This window comes from Pseudomonas sp. TAA207, assembly GCF_001529285.1.
Classification (GTDB): Bacteria; Pseudomonadota; Gammaproteobacteria; order Pseudomonadales; family Pseudomonadaceae; genus Aquipseudomonas; species Aquipseudomonas weihenstephanensis.
On sequence record NZ_LLWJ01000069.1, the window covers coordinates 174,540 to 194,249 of the forward strand.

The following is a 19,710-nucleotide window of genomic DNA, read 5'->3' on the forward strand; positions in this document are numbered from 1 at the left end:
CAATTGGACGCTGGGTCAAGCGCACTTGAGAAACGATATCGTTTATTATTGTTACAAGTTTTGTAGTACCCAAGCGAGGAACCCAGCGAATGATGCTCCGAAATACCCAGCTTGCGACATTCCTACTGCGCGGCCTGTCCATCGCCGCTCTTGGTCTGACACTGACCGCACCTACCGCCTACGCCGCAGACAAAGTTTCCCTGACGCTGTACAACGGCCAGCACAAGGAAGTCGGCGACAACCTCGCCGCAGCCTTCGAAGCCAAGACCGGCATTCACGTCAATGTGCGCAAAGGCAGCAGCAACCAATTGGCCAGCCAGATTATGGAAGAAGGTGATCGCTCGCCCGCCGACGTGTTCTACGCCGAAGAATCCCCGCCATTGAACAACCTGGGTGAACAGGGTTTTCTGGCCAAGGCCGATGACGCCACGCTACAAGCCCTGCCCAAAGAGTACGTAGCGACCAATGGCACCTGGATTGGCGTCACTGCGCGCACCCGCGTCGTGGCCTTCAACCCGAAAAAGATTAATGAAAAAGACCTGCCCAAATCGGTGATGGATTTCGCTGATCCTGAATGGCAAGGCAAAATCGGCTTCGTGCCCACCAGCGGCGCGTTCCAGGAACAAGCCGTGGCCATCATCAAACTGCACGGCCGTGAAGCCGCTGAAGAATGGCTGACTGGCCTGCGGGCATTCGGCAAAACCTACACCAACAACATGGTTGCGCTCAAAGCCGTGGAAAACGGCGAAGTAGCGGCGGTACTGGTCAACAACTACTACTGGTTCGCTTTGCAGCGCGAGAAAGGCCAACTGGATTCCAAGCTGCATTACTTCACCGATGGCGATGCGGGCGGCTTGATCACCGTGTCCAGCGCCGGCGTGCTCAAGGCCAGCAAACACCCTAAAGAAGCCCAGCAGCTGCTGGCGTACATGGCCAGCGAAGAAGGTCAGCGTGTGATCACCAACACCACGGCTGAATACCCGATGCGCAAAGGCATGGTCTCGGAGCGCGGCCTCAAGCCGTTCGAGGAGCTGCAACCACCGAAAGTGACACCGGCTGACTTGGGCAATGCCGAAGAAGCGCTGGACCTCGAACGCGACGTTGGCCTGCTCTGATGCTGTCGGTCGCCCAACCTGCCCGCTTCACCCTCAAACGCAAACGGCCTTCGATCTGGCTGCTGCTGCCCGTCCTGTTGCTGGTGGGTTTAAGCCTGTTGCCGTTGCTGTATGTCGGCACCAAAGCGTGGCAGGCCGGGTGGGCGCAAGCGGTGCACATGTTGTGGCGCCCTTATGTGTTCGACCTGATGCGCAACACCTTGCTACTGATGGTCGGTGTGACCGTGGTGTGCGCAGTGGTCGGCCTTTCGCTGGCCTGGTTGCTGGAACGCAGCAACCTGGCGGGACGACGCTTGTGGGGGGTGATTTTGTGCCTGCCTTTTGCCGTTCCGGCATTCGTCAGCAGCTTCACCTGGGTGTCGCTCAGTTCAAGTTTTGAAGGTCTGGGCGGCGCGATTCTGGTGATGAGCCTGTCCAAGTACCCGCTGATTTTCCTGCCGGTGGCGGCAACCTTGCGCAACCTCGACCCGGCGCTTGAAGAATCGGCCCGCACCCTGGGCCAGAACCGCTGGGGGGTGTTTTTCAGAATCACCTTACCGCTGCTCTGGCCGTCGCTGCTGGCAGGCTCGCTGCTGATTGCCCTGCACATGCTGGTCGAGTTCGGCGCGCTGTCGATCATCGGCCTGCAAACCTTCACCACGGCTATTTATCAACAGTTTGAGCTGGAGTTCAGCAACGCCAATGCGGCCATGCTGTCCGCCGTTTTGCTGGTGATGTGTTTGACGCTGTTGTGGCTGGAACTCAAAGTGCGCGGCAAGGGCCGCCATGTGCGGATTGGCCAGGGTGCGGCGCGGCATGCCGGGCAGGTTAACCTGGGCACATTGGCACTGCTCGGCCAGTTGTATTGCCTGGCGCTGGCGATTGTGGGCAGCGGCATCCCGCTGGGGATGCTGGTGTACTGGCTGATCAAAGGCAGCTCTGCGGCGTTCCCCGTTGCACAAATCGGTGAGGCATTGCTCTCCTCGGTGTCGCTGGCGCTGGGGGGTGCTGCGTTGTGCCTGGTGCTGGCGGTGCCGGTCGGGTTGCTGGTGGTGCGTTACAAAGGCCAATTGGCGATCTGGGCCGAACGCTTGCCGTATCTGCTGCACGCTCTGCCGGGACTGGTGATTGCCCTTGCACTGGTGTATTTCGCGCTGCACTGGGTGCCTGCGCTGTATCAGACCTCGGCGCTGTTGCTGATCGCTTACGCCTTGCTATTTCTGCCGCTGGCGCAGGCACCGATCCGTACCGCACTGAACAAGGCCGCGCCACAGCTTGAAGAAGCTGCGCGTACGCTGGGCGCTTCTTCGTTCTCGGCGTTTTGCCGGGTGACGTTGCCCATCATCTTTCCTGCGTTGGGTGCGGCGTTTGCACTGGTGTTCCTTGATGCGATGAAGGAGCTGACCGCGACCCTGCTGCTCAGCCCGACCGGGCTTAATACGCTGGCGACACAAGTGTGGTCGCACACCTCGAACATCGAGTTTGCAGCGGCGGCGCCGTATGCGGCGCTGTTGATTCTAGTGTCGGGGTTGCCGGTGTATTTGCTGACTACGCGGATGTATTTGAGTCGATGACACGCCCTTCACCCCGCCCCTCTCCCGCGCAGGAAAGGGGTGGAGTGAAGGCTTTTGGTTTCAGGCCCTGAATTGCCCCAGGCTCGCTTTAAGTTGCGCAGCCAATCCGTCCAGCACTTTGCCACTGGCCGTGGTTTCATTCACCGCCTGCGCAGCACGCTCAGCCTGTGCATGAATTATTTCTACACGCCCGCGCACCGCCTGCGCACCTTGCGCTTGATGCGCTGCGGCACGGGTCGCATCACCAATGGCCGCGTGTACTTTTTCTACGGACGACTGCACGCTTTTCTGCAGTTTCACGCTGCCACGCAACACGTCCAGCCCCTCCGTGGCTTGACGCCCCGCCAGGCCGATAGCCGTCACGGCCTCTTTCGCACCTTGCTGCAACGCCACAATGTGCGCCTGAATATCTCCGGTTGAGCTTTGGGTCTTACTCGCCAACGCCCGCACTTCATCAGCGACCACCGCAAAACCACGCCCGGTTTCCCCTGCTCGCGCCGCTTCAATCGCCGCGTTCAGCGCCAGCAGGTTGGTTTGCTCGGCAATGCCGTGAATCACGGTCAACACCACCTCGATCTGCTCACTTTGCTGGGCCAGGCGCTCAATCACTTTGGCGCCCGCGCCCACCTGCCCCGCCAGCGCCTCAATCAGCCCGCCCACTTGCGCGGAGGTGCGTGTGTTTTCATCCGTGGCCTGACGAATATCCAACACTTGCTTAAGCGCTGCCTGCATCGCCTGACTCTCAGACTGCGCCGCATCAGCCATCGTTGATAACGCCTCAAGGCTTTGCGCCACTTCATCACGCTGCAATTGTGCAGCGGCATCGGCCCCGGCATTGCGCAGGGTCATGGCACCAATCTCGACGCCGGTACGCTGCGCCACATCGCCCGCCTCACGCACGATGGGCTGCAACTTGTCGACGAAACGATTGACCGCTGCCGCCATGTCGCCAATCTCATCCTTGCTGTTGAGGCCCACACGCTTGGTCAAATCGCCCTCACCGGCCGCCAGATCGTTCAGCGCCGCGATCAACAGCAGCAATTTGTTGACCACACGCCGCCCCAGCACGACGGCCACCAACAGCAACACACCCAACCCCACAATCGCCAACCCCAACCCCATACGCCAGCGCAACGTGTCCGCGGCGTCGCGCACGGTGGCAGCGGTATTGGCCTGCATCTGCGCTGCCGCGGTTTGCGCCGAGGCCAAGCGGGTACGTAACGCGCCCGCGCTGTCACTGGCCGCGCCTTGCAGGCTTTCATCGACCAATTGCTCACTGCTGACAATCAGCTGCGAAAAACGATGATCAAGCGCTACCAGGTCTTGCTCAATCGAGGCAGTGGAGACGCCCATCAGCACCTTGCCAATCTCCACGCCATTGGGGCTGATGGGGGCTTCGAGGTAGTAGACGGCGGGGTCATGCCGCGCGGCATCCAGCACTTTGTCCAGCGCGCGGTCGCCTTTGCCTTTTTCCAGCAGTGCTTTGTTGATGGGATTTTCACGGTTCAGGTAGCGCGTCAGATGCTGACCCGTGGCGTCGTCGTACACCACAAACAGCACATTGGGATTGCGCTGAGCACGACGTGCGAATTCGGACAGCGTCGGCACATCGCTGTCCCACATAGCCCGAGGCGCCACTGCCGCCAGCAGTTGCGCCATATCGTTGGCCGAGTCCATCAGGCTCTTTTCCAGCGTCGCCCGAACCTGCGCTTGCTCATCTTTCAAGCGCGGGGACAAACCCGCCGTCAACCGTTGTCGGGTACTGGCAGAAAGTCCCTCCAGACTGCCTTTCACCTCGCGTGCGGCCTGTTCAAGTTCGGCGGAGAGTTTCTGGCTGTCGGTGCCCAGGCGCGCGTCCAAATCTGCTTCTAACGCGGTGACTGTGCTCCGAGTCAGTGCAACAGCGACCAGTACCTGCACCAAAAGAGCGATACCGAGGGTAACGAACACGGGTCGCAACAGACGGCTTTGTAACAGTGAAAGAATGGCTGACATGAAGAACCCCTCTACGGCGGTGCCATTACATTGATGGCACCCTTGATGGGTTCTCTACAGCAAGGGTCGTGCCGCACACCGGGGCGGGGCAAAAACAACAAAGGGCCCCGAAGGGCCCTTTGTTTTACAGCACGACGACTTAAGCGAACGGGTGACGCAGAACGATGGTTTCGTTGCGGTCCGGACCTGTCGAAATGATGTCGATCGGCGCGCCGATCAGTGCTTCTACGCGCTTGATGTAAGCACGCGCGTTTTCTGGCAGCTCTTCCAGGGTTTTGGCGCCCACGGTCGATTCAGTCCAGCCCGGCACTTCTTCATACACAGGCTGTAGGCCCACGTAGCTGTCAGCGTCGGTCGGTGCGATCTCGTTACCTTCTGCATCTTTGTAGCCAACGCAGATGTTGATGGTGTCCAGACCGTCGAGTACGTCCAGCTTGGTCAGGCAGATGCCCGAGATGCTGTTCACATCGATAGCGCGACGCAGGATAACGGCATCGAACCAGCCGCAACGACGTGCGCGGCCAGTAGTGGCGCCGAACTCGTGGCCTTGCTTGGCCAGGTGAGCGCCGACGTCGTCGAACAGCTCAGTCGGGAACGGACCCGAACCTACACGCGTGGTGTAAGCCTTGGTGATGCCCAGGATGTAGTCCAGGAACATCGGGCCAACGCCCGAACCGGTCGCAACGCCACCCGCGGTGGTGTTGGAGCTGGTCACGTACGGGTAGGTGCCGTGGTCGATGTCGAGCAACGAGCCTTGAGCGCCTTCGAACATGATGTCTTTGCCAGCGCGACGCAGGTCGTGCAGCTCAGCGGTCACGTCCAGCATCAGCGGCTTGAGCAGCTCGGCGTACTCTTTGCACTCGGCCAGGGTCTTGTCGAAGTCGATGGCAGGCTCTTTGTAGTAACCGACCAGCATGAAGTTGTGGTAGTCCACCAATTCACGCAGTTTGGCTTCAAAGCGCGGCATGTTCAGCAGGTCGCCAACACGCAGGCCACGACGTGCAACCTTGTCTTCGTAAGCCGGGCCGATGCCGCGACCGGTCGTACCGATCTTCAGCTCGCCACGGGCTTTTTCACGGGCCTGGTCCAGCGCCACGTGGAACGACAGAATCAGCGGGCAAGACGGGCTGATACGCAGGCGCTCACGCACCGGTACGCCTTTCTCTTCCAGCTTGATGATTTCACGCAGCAGGGCATCGGGTGCAACCACGACGCCGTTGCCGATCAGGCATTGCACGCCTTCGCGCAACACGCCCGACGGAATCAGGTGCAATACGGTTTTTTCGCCGTCGATCACCAATGTGTGGCCAGCATTGTGGCCACCTTGGTAACGCACTACAGCGGCAGCATGTTCGGTCAGCAGATCAACGATCTTGCCTTTGCCCTCATCACCCCATTGGGTGCCCAGGACTACGACATTCTTACCCATAACACTTGTCCTCATTCGCGCAAACTTGGTGCCGGCTGTCGCCGGCAGGAAAACTCAAGAAGCCAGCGGCACTACTTGCCACAAGCCGTTCTGCTGAATCAATTGGCGGTCGCAGTCTGCCTCATGGGCGCCAGCCTGCTGTTGCCCAGGCAACGCCTGAACCACACGCTGACCTTCACTGCGAAGCTGGCAAACCTGCTGCCAGAGTGCCGCATCCGTGCTGTCAGGCATCCAGATACCGCCAGACGGCAACTCGACCTGCGCCCGCCCCAGGGTCACCAGGGTTTTCAAATCGGTCGAAAAGCCGGTTGCCGGCCGGGCACGCCCGAACACAGCACCAATGTCGTCATAACGACCGCCCTGAGCGATGGAATCCCCAACGCCCGGTACAAAAACCGCAAACACCACACCTGTGTGGTAGTGATACCCACGCAACTCACCCAGGTCAAAGTACAGCGGCAACTGCGGGAAACGCACAGACAACCGCTCGGCAATTGCCAACAAGTCGTCCAGAGCGGCCAACACAGGGGCCGGAGCCTTGGCCAGACGCTCACGCGCAGCAACCAGAACGTCGTGGCCGCCACACAAATCAACCAGTGCCTGCAGCATGCCAGCCAAATCAGCCGGCAAGCCTTGGGTCAAGGCCGTTACTTCGTCGATCGCTTTGCGTTGCAGAGCGTCGAACAATTGTTGTTCTACTTCAACCGACAGATTGGCCGCACGGGCCAACCCACGATAAATACCGACATGCCCCAGGTCCATGTGGACATCCGGGACATCAGCCAGTTGCAGCATGGCCAGCATCAGGCTGATGACTTCAACATCGCTGCTCGGGCTCGCATCGCCATACAACTCGGCGCCCAACTGGATCGGGCTGCGCGAGGAAGACAAACCGCGAGGCTGTGCATGCAGCACGCTACCGGCATAGCACAAGCGGCTTGGGCCGGCGCGTCGCAAGGTATGCGCATCGATGCGCGCCACTTGCGGCGTGATGTCTGCACGAAAACCCATCTGGCGACCCGTTTGCGGGTCAATCACCTTGAAGGTCCGCAGATCGAGATCCTGGCCAGCCCCGGTCAACAGGGATTCCAGGTATTCGATATGCGGGGTGACGACGAACTCATAGCCCCAGCTCTGGAACAGATCCAACACCTGACGGCGCGCCACTTCGATGCGAGCGGCTTCAGGTGGAAGTACTTCTTCGATGCCATCTGGCAAGAGCCAGCGGTCTACCGTTGCCATTACGCCATTCCCCTATGATCCGGGCGGCCAGCCAGCAGGCGAGCCTTGAGTAAAGCAGAACGTGGCTGCGTCTTGAACGCGCACAGCAAAAAAGCCCTAAACGAAAGGCTCACACAGCACATTCCTCGAAAAATCTGCCGACGCTGTACCAGCCGATCGGGCAATCAAACATGCAGACGCAAAAAAGCCGGGAATTTCCCGGCTGCCGCATCATACACACGTTTTCTAAAAGGATCACCCCGCCAGGCCATTTGCCCGCCCGGCGGAGTGAATACATGCATTTGATACGCACTGTGGGAGCGAGCTAGCTCGCACCTACAGGGTTATTGCGGCTTGGACTTTTCCAGGTAACGGAAGAAGTCACTGCTTGGGTCCAGCACCAGTACATCGCTCTTGTTCGCAAAGCTTTCGCGGTAAGCACGCAGGCTGCGATAGAACTTGTAGAACTCCTGGTCCTGGCCATAAGCCTTGGAGTAAATCGCGGCAGCTTGAGCGTCACCATCACCGCGTGCTTCTTCAGACTGACGATACGCCTCAGCCAGCAGAACACGACGTTGACGGTCGGCGTCAGCACGAATGCCTTCTGCCAGCTCGTTACCTTTGGCCCGGTGCTCGCGTGCTTCACGCTCACGCTCGGTGCTCATGCGTTCGAAAACGCTGCGGTTTACTTCTTTTGGCAAGTCGATGGCCTTGACGCGAACGTCGACCACTTCGATGCCCAGCTCTTTTTCAGCCATTTTGTTCAGCGACGCGGTGATGTCAGCCATCAACGCATCACGCTCACCCGACACCACTTCGTGCAGGGTGCGCTTACCGAACTGGTCGCGCAGGCCGGATTCCAGACGACGCGACAAACGCTCGTCAGCAATCTGCTTCATACCCGAGGTGGCGGTGTAGAAGCGCTCGGCATCTTTCACGCGCCACTTGGCGAAGGCATCAACCATCACAGCTTTCTTTTCCAGCGTCAGAAAACGCTGCGTCGGCGCATCCAGCGTCATCAGGCGGGCATCAAACTTGCGCACCTGGTTAACGTAAGGAATTTTCACGTGCAGGCCCGGCTGGACATCCGCCTGAACCACACGGCCGAAACGCAACATGACTGCGCGTTCGGTTTGCGAAACGATGTAGAAGCTGTTCCAGGCAACCACTGCCACGACAACGCCGACAATAAGGGCGATCAGCGATTTATTGCTCATCAGCGGCTCTCCCTGGTACGCGGCTGTTGCGCCTGATCGGTGCTGACATGCGAAGCAGCATCGTTGTTGGTGCTCGCTGCGGCGGCCGAACCCGTTGCCGGGGTGCTGCCATTACGGCCTTCAATCATTTTGTCCAACGGCAGATAAAGCAGGTTGCTCTGGCCGTTTTTGTTACCGGTCACGAGTACCTTGCTGGTATTGCTGAAGACATCTTGCATGGTGTCCAGGTACAGACGATCACGCGTAACTTCGGGTGCTTTGCGGTACTCGGCAACCAGTTTGGTAAAGCGGTCAGCCTCACCCTTGGCACGCGAAACCACTTCATCACGGTAGCCGTTGGCATCTTCGATGATGCGCTGAGCCTGACCGCGCGCTTCCGGCACCACGCCATTGGCGTAGCTTTCTGCCTGGTTGCGGGCACGTTGCTCGTCTTCACGGGCGCGAATCACGTCGTCAAAGGCTTCCTGCACTTCACGCGGTGCAGCTGCGTTCTGTACGTTGACCTGCGTTACGGTGATACCGGTCTTGTAGGTATCGAGGAAGCGTTGCAGACGCTCCTTGATTTCTACAGCCATCTGCTCACGGCCTTCGGTCAGCACTTTGTCCATCGAGGTCGAACCCACGACGTGACGCAAGGCGCTGTCTGTAGCCTGTTGCAGACTGATTTCCGGTTGATCAACGTTGAGCACGAAGTCGCGCAGGTTGCTGATCTTGTACTGCACGGTCAGCGGCACTTCGACGATGTTTTCGTCTTCAGTCAGCATCTGGCCCTGCTTGGTGTACGCACGCTCACGCGTCACGTTCTCCATGTACTTTTTGTCGAACGGCGGGAAATAAATGTTCAGGCCCGGCCCAACGGTGTCGTAGTACTTGCCCAGGCGCAGCACAACAGCTTGCTCCTGCTCGTCGACTACATAAACCGCGCTGTACAGCCAGACGGCTGCCATGACGACCAGTACGATGCCCAGCACGCCAAAGCCGGCGCTTTTGCCGCCGCTTGAGCCGCCATCGCTACCGCCTGTACGTTTTTTCCCACCACCGAACAACCCATTCAGGCTTTCCTGCAGCTTTCGGAAGGCCTCGTCGAGATCTGGTGGTCCCTTGCGGTCGCCATTTTTAGGGCGTTTGCCACCCCAAGGATCTTGATTATTCGAGTTGCCACCCGGCTCATTCCAAGCCATAGCGCTCTCCATCTGATAAAGCAAAGACGCGCCCACGGCGCGCCGACCAATGCTACAGAATGCCTATCACAGCGGCACGACCGCTTTGCGAGGCTTTTATTGCAAAGTGTGTTCTTCGATGAACGCTGCTGGCTCCAACCCTTCGCGGCTGACCAGGCGATTAAGCTCGGCTCGCGGCAGGCGAACGTCCAGCAGGCAGACCCCTTCATCGTCATGTGCTTCTTTTTGCACTGCACCCAATTCGAAGAATTGCGCACGCAGTCGAGCAAATCGCTGCGGCAAGCGCAAGGTGGCGACGAACAAATCGTTGCCCAACAACTCGGCGATGGCCTGTTCCAGCAGCTCCAGCCCTGCACCGTCACGGGCCGACAACCAGACCCGCTGCGGTTTGCCATCGGCATCACGCTGGATCTGCGGCTCAACCGCTTCAAGCAAATCGATTTTGTTGTAGACCTCAAGGATCGGCAAGTCCTGAGCGCCAATCTCGCCCAAAACCACCATCACCTGCTCGATCTGCGCCATGCGCTCCGGTTCGTGTGCATCAATAACATGCAGCAACAAGTCCGAATTGCTCGACTCTTCGAGCGTAGACCGGAAAGCCTCAACTAGCTTGTGCGGCAAGTGACGAATAAAGCCCACGGTGTCGGCCAGTACGATGGGCCCCAGGTCGGCCAGATCAAGACGGCGCAAGGTGGGGTCAAGCGTGGCGAACAATTGGTCAGCGGCGAACACTTCAGAGCCGGTGACCGCATTGAACAGCGTGGATTTCCCGGCGTTGGTATAGCCCACCAGCGACACCGTAGGAATGTCGGCGCGTTGGCGCCCTCTACGTGACTGCTCGCGTTGACTGCGGACTTTTTTCAGACGGGCCTTGATCTGGCTCATGCGCACACGCAGCAGGCGACGGTCGGTTTCGAGCTGGGTTTCACCCGGCCCACGACTACCAATGCCACCGCCTTGACGCTCAAGGTGGGTCCAGCCGCGCACAAGACGCGTGCTCATGTGGTCAAGCTGGGCCAGTTCAACCTGGAGCTTGCCTTCATGGGTACGGGCGCGTTGAGCAAAGATGTCGAGAATCAGCCCGGTACGGTCAAGCACGCGACACTCGAAAACACGTTCGAGGTTTCGCTCCTGACTGGGCGTGAGGACGTGATTGAAAATCACGATGTCGACCTTCTCGGCCTTGACCAGGTCGCGTAACTCTTCGACCTTGCCAGTGCCAATCAAGTACTTGGCCGATGGCCGATGACGCGGCACGTTAAAAAACGCGACGGTCTCGGCGCCGGCCGATACAGCTAACTCCTGGAACTCCTGCGGATCTTCGCGCGCCTCAGGGTCCTGACCTTCCAAGTGAACGAGGATCGCTCGCTCACCACCACCGTGGCGCTCAAAGAACAAAGCAGACTCCTATCAAGCGTTACCTGGTTCAGCGTCTGCCTGTTCCGATTCTGCTGCGCTTGGCAGACGAATTGGACGTACAGGAACGACTGTCGAGATAGCGTGTTTGTAAACCATTTGGCTGACGGTGTTTTTCAGCAGAATCACGAACTGGTCGAAAGACTCGATAGTCCCCTGCAGCTTGATCCCGTTGACCAGGTAGATGGAAACGCCAACCTTCTCTTTACGCAAAGTATTCAAGTAAGGGTCTTGTAGCGAATGCCCTTTTGACATATGCCGCACTCCTGTAAGGATAAAAAATAGAAACAAAATGTAGAGGGTCGATGACGCCACACCCATAGGATAGACGGCATTTCTGGAGACTCAGCTCAATATGGAGACCGATCCCAGGTATTTCAAGGCTCGTGGCAGATTGTCGCAGGCCAGGCTGTCAAGCCAATGCAGGTCATCCCAACCGCGCAACCAGGTGAACTGTCGCTTGGCCAATTGGCGCGTGGCAATGATGCCGCGCTCCTTCATCTCGGCCTGTGACAGCTTGCCGTCAAGGTAGTCCCAGACTTGTCGATAGCCCACTGCACGTATAGACGGCAACCCCGCATGAAGGTCACTTCTAGTCCGCAGGGCTAGGACCTCATCAATGAACCCCTGTTCCAGCATTTGCCCGAATCTTTGTGCAATTCGCTCATGCAGTACCTGACGATTCGCCGGGGCGATGGCCAGATTCGCGACAGTATAGGGCAATTGACTGGAGCCTGAAGCCGCTGCTTTAGTAGATTGTTCAGATTGTTTCAAGCGATGGGCTGTCATGCTCAAACCGCTGACCCGATAAACCTCCAGCGCCCGCGTCAAACGCTGCGGATCGTTGGGGTGAATGCGCGCGGCCGACTCGGGATCAATCGCTGCCAACTGCTCGTGCAAGGCTTGCCAGCCCAGGCGCTGAGCCTCTTCTTCAAGCTGCGCCCGCACCTCTGGATCGGCGGCGGGCATGTCAGCCAGACCGTCAGTCAGGGCCTTGTAATACAACATGGTGCCGCCCACCAGCAGCGGAATATTGCCGCGCGCGGTGATCTCGGCCATCGCCTTGAGTGCATCGGTACGAAAGTCAGCCGCCGAATAGCTTTGAGCCGGGTCGAGGATGTCGATCAACTGGTGCGGATGTTTAGCCAAAATGTCGCGCGAGGGCTTGGCGGTGCCAATGTCCATGCCGCGATAGACCAGCGCCGAATCGACGCTGATCAGCTCACACGGCAATACCTTGCTCAGCTCGATGGCCAAGTCGGTTTTGCCGGCAGCCGTGGGGCCCATCAAGAAAATGGCGGGGGGTAAAGCGTTGGAACCTGTCATCAGCGACCGCGCAAAAAGAGTTTGTCCAAGTCGTCCAGGCCCATTTGGGTCCAGGTGGGACGACCATGATTGCACTGACCACTGCGCTCGGTGTTTTCCATGTCACGCAACAAGCCGTTCATTTCAGGGATCGCCAAGCGGCGGTTGGCCCGAATGGCACCGTGGCATGCCATGGTCCCAAGCAGCTCGTTGAGGTGGGCCTGAATCCGGTCACTGGTGCCGTATTCCATCAGATCAGCCAGCACGTCGTGTACCAGACGCTGCGCCTCGGCCTGCTTGAGCAACGCCGGGATTTGGCGGATGGCCAGGGTTTCGGGGCCAAGGCGTTGCAACTCGAAGCCCAGGCGCTGGAACCACTCGGCGTGTTCTTCGGCACAGTCGGCTTCACGCTGACTGACCGCAATCGACTCCGGCACCAGCAATGGCTGCCCGCTCAGCCCTTCACTGGCCATAGCGATTTTCAGCCGCTCGTACATGATGCGCTCGTGCGCGGCGTGCATATCGACCAGCACCAGCCCTTGGGCGTTTTCCGCAAGGATATAAATGCCCTTGAGCTGCGCCAACGCAAAGCCTAACGGGGGGATATCACCCTGCCCGTCCGGTAGCGGCGCGGCATTGGCTTCAGGCAACGGTGCAAAGAATTCGCGGTAGGCATTGCGGGCTTCTTCGGCGGGCACAGCAGGTGCTGAAGGCTGAGGGCGATATTGATACTGATAACCCGCCCCCGCACCTGAACCGGCAACGTGCGGCATCGGCGCGGCTTGCTGCTGTTCCAGCGCATGGGCGGCCAGGCGCATTTCGCCTTGCGGGCCAAACTCACCCGCATCCAGACCGCTCGCACGCTCGGCCCCCGGCACAGGCGCCGGGGCGGCCAACTGGTCTTCGGGGCGCACATCACCCAACGCACGGTGCAAGGTGCCGTACAAAAAGTCATGCACCATGCGTCCGTCACGAAAACGCACTTCGTGCTTGGTCGGGTGAACGTTGACGTCGACCACCGCAGGGTCGACTTCAAAAAACAGCACAAACGTCGGATGCCGACCGTTGAACAGCACGTCGCGGTACGCCTGACGCACCGCATGCGCCACCAGTTTGTCGCGCACGGCACGGCCGTTCACATAGAAGTACTGCAAGTCGGCCTGGCTGCGCGAGAACGTCGGCAAGCCGACCCAACCCCACAAATGCAGGCCGTTGCGTTCAACCTCAATCGGCAGCGCCTGCTCCAAAAAGGCCGAGCCGCACACCGCCGCCACACGCCGTGCGCGAGCGGTGTCGTCACGTGCTTCATGCAGGTTGAGGATGGTTTTGCCGTTGTGGCGCAGGTTGAACGCCACGTCGAAACGCGCCAACGCCAAACGCTTGATCACTTCTTGCAGGTGATCGAATTCGGTTTTTTCGGTTTTAAGAAACTTGCGCCGCGCCGGGGTGTTGAAAAACAGGTCGCGCACCTCCACCGAGGTCCCGACCGGGTGTGCGGCAGGCTGAACCCTGGGCGCCATGTCGCGACCCTCAGTTTCGACCTGCCAGGCCTGATCGGCGCCACGGGTGCGCGAGGTCAGGGTCAGGCGTGCCACCGAACTGATGGAGGCCAGCGCTTCTCCGCGAAAACCGAGGCTCATCACCCGCTCGAGGTCTTCAAGATCACGGATCTTGCTGGTGGCGTGACGCGCCAGCGCCAGCGGCAAGTCGTCACTTGAGATACCGCTACCATCGTCGCGCACGCGCAACAATTTGATGCCCGCCTGCTCCACGTCCACATCAATACGCTTGGCGCCCGAGTCGAGGCTGTTTTCCAGCAACTCTTTTATCACCGAGGCCGGACGCTCAACCACTTCGCCTGCTGCAATCTGGTTAGCCAGACGCGGGCTGAGCAGTTCAATGCGTGTATTGGCGTTCAACTCACCGTCACTCATTGCTTGGACACCAACTCACTGGCCGGAATGTTGAGGGTCTGGCCGATTTTCAACTCATCGCTTTTCAGGCTGTTGCTGGAGCGCAACGTCGCCACGCCCACTTGATAACGCACGGCAATCATGGCCAGCGTTTCACCGGGTAGCACGCGGTGTTCGCGCGCGCCCTGGGCAATTTTGCCGGTGTCGCGCAACCAGGCGATGTAAGTGCCCGGTGGCGGGTTCTGCTGGAAGAACTGCCGCACGCCGCTGCTGATCGAACGCGCCAGCGCCTGCTGGTGGTTGGAGGAAGCCAGTTTCGACGCTTCGTTGGCGTTAGAGATAAACCCGGTTTCGACCAGAATCGACGGGATGTCCGGCGATTTCAGCACCATAAACCCGGCTTGCTCTACGCGCTGCTTGTGCAGCGGCGTGACGCGGCCGATGTTGGTCAGCACTTTTTGGCCCACGTTCAGGCTTGAGGTCAGCGACGCGGTCATCGACAGGTCGAGCAGCACACCCGCCAGCATGCGGTCCTTGTCATCGAGGCTGACGTTGCCGGCACCGCCGATCAAGTCAGAACGGTTTTCACTGTCCGCCAGCCAACGCGCTGTTTCAGAGGTTGCGCCGCGTTCAGACAACGCAAACACCGAGGCACCAAAAGCGGCCTTGGACGGTGCCGCGTCAGCGTGGATCGACACAAACAGGTCGGCGCCCTTTTTACGGGCGATTTCGGTACGACCGCGCAACGGAATAAAGTAGTCGCCTGTACGGGTCAGCTCAGCTTTAAAGCCTTTCATGCCGTTGATTTGGCGTTGCAACTCTTTGGCAATCGCCAGCACCACGTCTTTTTCACGCTGGCCCGCAGAGCCGGATGCACCGGGGTCTTCACCACCGTGGCCAGCGTCAATTACCACGACCACGCTGCGCTTGCCACTCGGGATCGGCGGCAGTTTCACATCAGGCTGCGCCGGGGTGACCGGCACCACCGGGACTTTTGCCACGTTGGTCGCGGGCAGGCTTGGCGCCAGATCAACACCCTGGTCATACAGGTCGACCACAAGGCGATTGCCGTACTGCGCGTTCGGCGCCAGCACAAAGCTCTTCGGGGTCACCGGTTTTTTCAGGTCGATGACCACGCGCAAATCGGTGGGCGTGCGTTGCGCAGAACGCAAGCTGGTGATCGGCGTGTTGGCCATCGGCACGTTCAACGCGCCTGCCAGGGTTGCACCGTTGATATCAATCACCAGCCGATCTGGCGACGTCAGGGTGAATACGCTGTGCTGCACGGGACCTGTGAGGTCAAACACCAAACGGGTGTTGTCCGGAGCACGCCACAAACGCACACTTTTTACCTGGGTCGCGGCCACGGCATTGACGGCCATGACACTGAGCAACACACCCACCACACTGACTAACGCGCGAAAGCGCATACCAAACCCCATCATTATTTGTATTCCGGTGCCAAAGCGGCACACCAAGACTCGCCACGAGAACCTTGGGGCGTCAGCTTCAGCAAACGCCCGGTGTTATGCGGGGTAATGGTAATGGTCAGGTCGGGCTTTGGCAAAACGCCTGCACCCTTTTCGGGCCACTCGATCAGACACAGGGCGTCTTCATCGAAGTAGTCACGAATACCCATGTACTCCAGCTCTTCGGGATCGACCAAGCGGTACAGGTCGAAATGGAACGCGCGTATATCGCCAATCTCGTACGGTTCGACCAACGTGAAGGTCGGACTTTTTACCGCCCCGGTGTGCCCAAGCCCGCGAATCAAGCCGCGCGACAAGGTGGTTTTGCCCATCCCGAGGTTGCCATCCAGAAAAATCAGGCCGTGGCCTTGGGTGACAGTGGCCAAACGCGCGCCAAAGGCGGTCATTGCCTCTTCATCGGCCAGTTGCAGTGTTATTTCGTGCACGGTGCGTGTTCCTCCAACAACTGACGAATGGCTGGTATCAAATCACTGGCCGCCAGCCCACGGCCCAGAATGCCTTGTTGCTCACCGGCGCGGGCATGTAGCCACACCGCCAGGCATGCCGCATCAAACGCGCTCATGCCTTGTGCCAGCAGCGCGCCAAGCACGCCCGCCAACACATCACCTAGCCCGGCGGTGGCCATTGCCGGATGCCCGTGGTTGCAGATGGCCAACTCGCCATCGACCCCGGCAATCAAACTGCCCGCTCCTTTAAGGACGCAAACAACTGAGTATTTTTTAACCAGAGCCCGCGCCGCAGCAGGGCGATCGGCCTGCACCTGCTCGGTGCTGATGCCCAGCAACCGTGCGGCTTCGCCGGGGTGCGGGGTGATTACCGAGCCGCGAGCCAATTCAAGGCCAGCGTTGGACAACAGATTCAGCGCATCAGCATCCCAAACCTGTAGGATTTTTGCCTGCGCCGCCGCAGACAACAAACTGCGGCCCCACGGCGCCTGCCCCAAACCGGGACCGGCCACCAACACCGACGCGTGGGCCAACACGCCCATCAGTTGATTGGCAGACGACACACCCAACGTCATCACTTCAGGCAAGCGGGTCAAGGCGCCAGGCACGTGTTCTGGGCGCGTGGCCAGTGACACCAGCCCGGCGCCACAGCGTAATGCGGCTTGAGCGCTCAACATGATCGAGCCGCCAAATCCCCGGTCGCCGCCAATCAGCAGCACATGCCCAAACTGGCCTTTGTGAGCGTCTGGCGCACGCGCAGGCAGGCGCGCCAGTGTCTCTGCGCGCAGGACATGAGGTTCGGGTAACAGGTGTTTGGTCTGCGGCATACGTGTCGGGCTCCGATGTCTGGCAGAATTATACGCATCTCAGCTCCGGTTTCCCTTGCCTCATGCCTGCTAATACTGTCGACCTTCCCGTTCTCGCTCAATCCATCAAGGAATGGGGCCGCGAGCTGGGCTTTCAACAAGTCGCCATTGCTGGCCTCGACCTGGGAGAACACGAGCAACATCTCGAACGCTGGCTCGCGGCGGGCTACCACGGCGAAATGGAATACATGGGCGCCCACGGCAGCAAACGTTCGCATCCTGAAGAGCTGGTACCCGGCACGTTGCGCGTGGTCTCGCTGCGCATGGACTACCTGCCTGGCGACACGCACATGGCGCAGCTCTTGGCACAACCCGAAAAAGCCTACGTGTCGCGTTATGCACTGGGCCGCGATTATCACAAGCTGATCCGCAAACGCGTGCAGCAACTGGCAGATCGTATTCAGGCCGAGATTGGCCCGTTTGGCTTCCGGGCGTTTGTCGACAGTGCTCCGGTGCTGGAAAAGGCCATCGCACAAAAGGCCGGTTTAGGCTGGATCGGCAAGAACACCTTAGTCCTCAATCGCAAAGCGGGCAGTTACTTCTTTTTGAGCGAACTGTTTGTCGACTTGCCGCTGCCCGAAGACCCGCCCCACGACACCGAGCACTGCGGGCGTTGTACCGCGTGCCTGGATATTTGCCCGACCAATGCCTTCGTGGGGCCGTATGTGCTGGATGCGCGACGCTGTATTTCGTACCTGACCATCGAACTTAAAAGTGCGATCCCGGTGGAACTGCGCTCAATGATCGGCAATCGGGTGTTTGGCTGCGATGACTGCCAGATCGTATGCCCGTGGAACCGTTTTGCCCGCACCACGGGCGAAGGCGACTTCAAACCACGGCACAATCTGGACAACGCCGAGCTGGCCGAACTGTTTATGTGGGACGAAGACACGTTCCTGAGCAGTACCGAAGGGTCGCCATTGCGTCGAGCGGGCTATGAGCGCTGGTTACGTAACCTGGCCGTGGGCCTGGGCAATGCACCGTCGAGCATTCCGGTGCTGGAAGCGCTAAAAGCACGACGTGAGTACCCCTCAGAGCTGGTGCAGGAACATGTGGAATGGGCGCTGCAACAACACGCAGATCGGGCCTGACCACCCCGTTTCACCCCGGCGCCTGCGCAACCGTGCTTAATGCTCGTCGTTGTAGACAAACTTGGGCATTTCCCAATTGAAGCGAATGGCCAGCAAGCGCAGCAGCAGGCCACCGAACAACGTCACGAAAATCGCCTGATCGTTGGGCATGTCCAGGTAGGTACACAGCAAAAAACACCACGCGGCCGCAAACGAGACGCTGGCGTACAGCTCACGGCGAAAGATCAACGGGATGTCGTTACAGAAGATATCGCGCAGGATACCGCCGAACACGCCGGTGATCACGCCACTGACCGAGGCCACGAGCATGCCCTGGCCCATTTCCAGCGCGGTCATGCAGCCAATCAGGGTGAACGCCACCAACCCCAGCGCATCGAGCACCAAAAACAGCGAGCGCAAATGGCGCATCAAGGGGGCGATAAAGATCGTCACCAATGCTGCAAATGTCGTGAGCACCAGGTATTCCGGGTGTTTGACCCACGTCAGCGGGTAATGCCCCAGCAGCATGTCGCGCACCGAACCGCCGCCCAGCGCCGTGACGCACGCAATCAGCACCACACCAAACCAGTCCATGCCCCGACGCCCGGCAGACAGCGCCCCGGTCATGGCTTCCGCAGTAATGGCAACTAAATAGAGCATCAGCAACATGGCGGCGATCCTTGCAATAAGGCGCGCAGTCTACTCAGTTGGCGCGAGCACCAAAAGGGGGCGGCGAAGAAGGTTTGCACCGACCCCGTAGCAGTAGACGAAGGCTACGTCCGATTGCGAAGCCATCGTAAACCCTGAGTCCAGGGTGCGCCTGATACACCCCGATGCCTGACTTCACGACGACTGTGTCGCCGAACGCAGCCTTCGCCAGCGGCTAAGACAGTGCGCTGACATCATCAAAACTTGATGAAATGCTTACGGTAGTGCTGCAACTCGGCAATTGACTCACGGATGTCGTCCAGTGCCAGGTGCGTGCCTTTTTTCACCAGGCTGTCGCGCACTTCAGGTGCCCAGCGGGCGACCAGTTCTTTAAGCGTCGAAACGTCGAGGTTGCGGTAGTGGAAGTAGCTTTCAAGGGCTTTCATGTGGGTGTACAGGAAGCGACGATCCTGGCAGATGCTGTTACCGCAGATGGGGGATTTGCCTTTTGGCACCCATTGTTCCAGAAAGGCGAGGGTCTGCGCCTCGGCCTCGGCCATGCTGGTGGTGCTGTCTTTGACGCGCTGGGTCAGGCCGCTGCCGCCGTGGGTGCGGGTGTTCCACTCGTCCATGCGCGCCAGTACGGCGTCGCTGTGGTGGATGGCAATGACCGGACCTTCAGCCAGGGTGTTGAGGTTGCTGTCGGTGACGATGGTGGCCATTTCGATAATGACGTCGTTATCTGGGTCCAGACCGGTCATTTCCAGGTCGATCCAAATCAAATTCTGTGGGTTTTGCATAGAAGGCTCCTGGGCTTAGTCGCGCAGTTTAGCTTAGGCGTGCAG

The 19,710-nt window shown here is 59.4% G+C and carries 16 protein-coding genes and 2 pseudogenes; 3 read left to right on the forward strand and 15 right to left on the reverse strand.

Annotated elements, in window-relative coordinates; genetic code table 11:
* Nucleotides 1–89 precede the first annotated feature (89 nt).
* Both AP059_RS16410 and AP059_RS16415 read left to right on the forward strand, forming a co-directional pair.
* On the forward strand, nt 90–1,115 hold the full coding sequence (locus AP059_RS16410; protein WP_059763491.1) for an iron ABC transporter substrate-binding protein: 1,026 nt from the start codon (nt 90–92) through the stop codon (nt 1,113–1,115).
* Complete coding sequence (locus AP059_RS16415; RefSeq protein ID WP_048364437.1) at nt 1,115–2,668, forward strand: ABC transporter permease; 1,554 nt, start codon at nt 1,115–1,117, stop codon at nt 2,666–2,668. The genes AP059_RS16410 and AP059_RS16415 overlap by 1 nt, the downstream gene beginning before the upstream one ends.
* 60 nt (nt 2,669–2,728) lie before the next feature.
* Here AP059_RS16415 and AP059_RS23250 read toward each other — a convergent pair.
* From AP059_RS23250 to AP059_RS16475, 13 genes and pseudogenes are all read right to left on the reverse strand, one after another.
* Nucleotides 2,729–3,223, reverse strand: a pseudogene (locus tag AP059_RS23250) (methyl-accepting chemotaxis protein); the annotation flags it as partial.
* 411 nt (nt 3,224–3,634) lie between these two features.
* Nucleotides 3,635–4,663 (reverse strand): annotated as a pseudogene (locus tag AP059_RS23255) (methyl-accepting chemotaxis protein); the annotation flags it as partial.
* Nucleotides 4,664–4,802: 139 nt separating this feature from the next.
* Complete coding sequence (locus AP059_RS16425) at nt 4,803–6,092, reverse strand: adenylosuccinate synthase (protein ID WP_048364439.1); 1,290 nt, start codon at nt 6,090–6,092, stop codon at nt 4,803–4,805.
* A 54-nt stretch (nt 6,093–6,146) separates the two neighbouring features.
* Nucleotides 6,147–7,334, reverse strand: a complete 1,188-nt coding sequence (locus tag AP059_RS16430) for an ATP phosphoribosyltransferase regulatory subunit (protein WP_059763494.1) — start codon at nt 7,332–7,334, stop codon at nt 6,147–6,149.
* Nucleotides 7,335–7,657: 323 nt separating this feature from the next.
* Nucleotides 7,658–8,530 (reverse strand): protease modulator HflC, encoded by an 873-nt coding sequence (gene hflC, locus AP059_RS16435; protein ID WP_048364441.1) that lies wholly within the window; start codon nt 8,528–8,530, stop codon nt 7,658–7,660.
* On the reverse strand, nt 8,530–9,711 hold the full coding sequence (gene hflK, locus AP059_RS16440; protein WP_059763500.1) for an FtsH protease activity modulator HflK: 1,182 nt from the start codon (nt 9,709–9,711) through the stop codon (nt 8,530–8,532). The genes hflC and hflK overlap by 1 nt, the downstream gene beginning before the upstream one ends.
* Before the next feature lie 96 nt (nt 9,712–9,807).
* Complete coding sequence (gene hflX / locus AP059_RS16445) at nt 9,808–11,109, reverse strand: ribosome rescue GTPase HflX (RefSeq protein WP_048400500.1); 1,302 nt, start codon at nt 11,107–11,109, stop codon at nt 9,808–9,810.
* A gap of 12 nt (nt 11,110–11,121) precedes the next feature.
* Complete coding sequence (gene hfq, locus AP059_RS16450; RefSeq protein ID WP_047273123.1) at nt 11,122–11,382, reverse strand: RNA chaperone Hfq; 261 nt, start codon at nt 11,380–11,382, stop codon at nt 11,122–11,124.
* A 90-nt stretch (nt 11,383–11,472) separates the two neighbouring features.
* On the reverse strand, nt 11,473–12,453 hold the full coding sequence (miaA, locus tag AP059_RS16455; RefSeq protein ID WP_048364444.1) for a tRNA (adenosine(37)-N6)-dimethylallyltransferase MiaA: 981 nt from the start codon (nt 12,451–12,453) through the stop codon (nt 11,473–11,475).
* Nucleotides 12,453–14,366, reverse strand: coding sequence for a DNA mismatch repair endonuclease MutL (gene mutL / locus AP059_RS16460; protein WP_059763503.1), 1,914 nt, complete (start codon nt 14,364–14,366; stop codon nt 12,453–12,455). Before mutL ends, miaA begins: the two co-directional genes overlap by 1 nt.
* Nucleotides 14,363–15,787, reverse strand: coding sequence for an N-acetylmuramoyl-L-alanine amidase (locus AP059_RS16465; protein WP_203303091.1), 1,425 nt, complete (start codon nt 15,785–15,787; stop codon nt 14,363–14,365). The genes mutL and AP059_RS16465 overlap by 4 nt, the downstream gene beginning before the upstream one ends.
* Nucleotides 15,788–15,789: 2 nt before the next feature.
* Nucleotides 15,790–16,260, reverse strand: a complete 471-nt coding sequence (gene tsaE, locus AP059_RS16470; RefSeq protein ID WP_059763505.1) for a tRNA (adenosine(37)-N6)-threonylcarbamoyltransferase complex ATPase subunit type 1 TsaE — start codon at nt 16,258–16,260, stop codon at nt 15,790–15,792.
* Nucleotides 16,248–17,108 carry an NAD(P)H-hydrate dehydratase gene (locus AP059_RS16475; RefSeq protein ID WP_059763507.1) on the reverse strand — a complete coding sequence of 287 codons (861 nt, stop codon included), beginning with the start codon at nt 17,106–17,108 and terminating at the stop codon, nt 16,248–16,250. The genes tsaE and AP059_RS16475 overlap by 13 nt, the downstream gene beginning before the upstream one ends.
* Nucleotides 17,109–17,170: 62 nt before the next feature.
* Here AP059_RS16475 and queG point away from each other — a divergent pair, with 62 nt between their 5' ends.
* Nucleotides 17,171–18,238, forward strand: coding sequence for a tRNA epoxyqueuosine(34) reductase QueG (gene queG, locus AP059_RS16480; RefSeq protein WP_059763510.1), 1,068 nt, complete (start codon nt 17,171–17,173; stop codon nt 18,236–18,238).
* Nucleotides 18,239–18,274: 36 nt separating this feature from the next.
* On the opposite strand, the gene AP059_RS16485 is transcribed toward queG, so the two are convergent.
* Nucleotides 18,275–18,886, reverse strand: a complete 612-nt coding sequence (locus AP059_RS16485; RefSeq protein ID WP_059763512.1) for a trimeric intracellular cation channel family protein — start codon at nt 18,884–18,886, stop codon at nt 18,275–18,277.
* Between the two features lie 236 nt (nt 18,887–19,122).
* Nucleotides 19,123–19,665 carry an oligoribonuclease gene (gene orn, locus AP059_RS16490; RefSeq protein ID WP_048400508.1) on the reverse strand — a complete coding sequence of 181 codons (543 nt, stop codon included), beginning with the start codon at nt 19,663–19,665 and terminating at the stop codon, nt 19,123–19,125.
* Nucleotides 19,666–19,710: the final 45 nt, after the last annotated feature.

Coding starts and splice junctions, on each gene's coding strand:
- AP059_RS16410 (WP_059763491.1), top strand. CDS start 90: ATGATGCTCCGAAATACCCAGCTTGCGACATTCCTACTGCGCGGCCTG.
- AP059_RS16415 (WP_048364437.1), top strand. CDS start 1,115: ATGCTGTCGGTCGCCCAACCTGCCCGCTTCACCCTCAAACGCAAACGG.
- AP059_RS16425 (WP_048364439.1), bottom strand. CDS start 6,092: ATGGGTAAGAATGTCGTAGTCCTGGGCACCCAATGGGGTGATGAGGGC.
- AP059_RS16430 (WP_059763494.1), bottom strand. CDS start 7,334: ATGGCAACGGTAGACCGCTGGCTCTTGCCAGATGGCATCGAAGAAGTA.
- hflC (WP_048364441.1), bottom strand. CDS start 8,530: ATGAGCAATAAATCGCTGATCGCCCTTATTGTCGGCGTTGTCGTGGCA.
- hflK (WP_059763500.1), bottom strand. CDS start 9,711: ATGGCTTGGAATGAGCCGGGTGGCAACTCGAATAATCAAGATCCTTGG.
- hfq (WP_047273123.1), bottom strand. CDS start 11,382: ATGTCAAAAGGGCATTCGCTACAAGACCCTTACTTGAATACTTTGCGT.
- miaA (WP_048364444.1), bottom strand. CDS start 12,453: ATGACAGGTTCCAACGCTTTACCCCCCGCCATTTTCTTGATGGGCCCC.
- mutL (WP_059763503.1), bottom strand. CDS start 14,366: ATGAGTGACGGTGAGTTGAACGCCAATACACGCATTGAACTGCTCAGC.
- AP059_RS16465 (WP_203303091.1), bottom strand. CDS start 15,787: ATGGGGTTTGGTATGCGCTTTCGCGCGTTAGTCAGTGTGGTGGGTGTG.
- AP059_RS16475 (WP_059763507.1), bottom strand. CDS start 17,108: ATGCCGCAGACCAAACACCTGTTACCCGAACCTCATGTCCTGCGCGCA.
- queG (WP_059763510.1), top strand. CDS start 17,171: ATGCCTGCTAATACTGTCGACCTTCCCGTTCTCGCTCAATCCATCAAG.
- AP059_RS16485 (WP_059763512.1), bottom strand. CDS start 18,886: ATGTTGCTGATGCTCTATTTAGTTGCCATTACTGCGGAAGCCATGACC.
- orn (WP_048400508.1), bottom strand. CDS start 19,665: ATGCAAAACCCACAGAATTTGATTTGGATCGACCTGGAAATGACCGGT.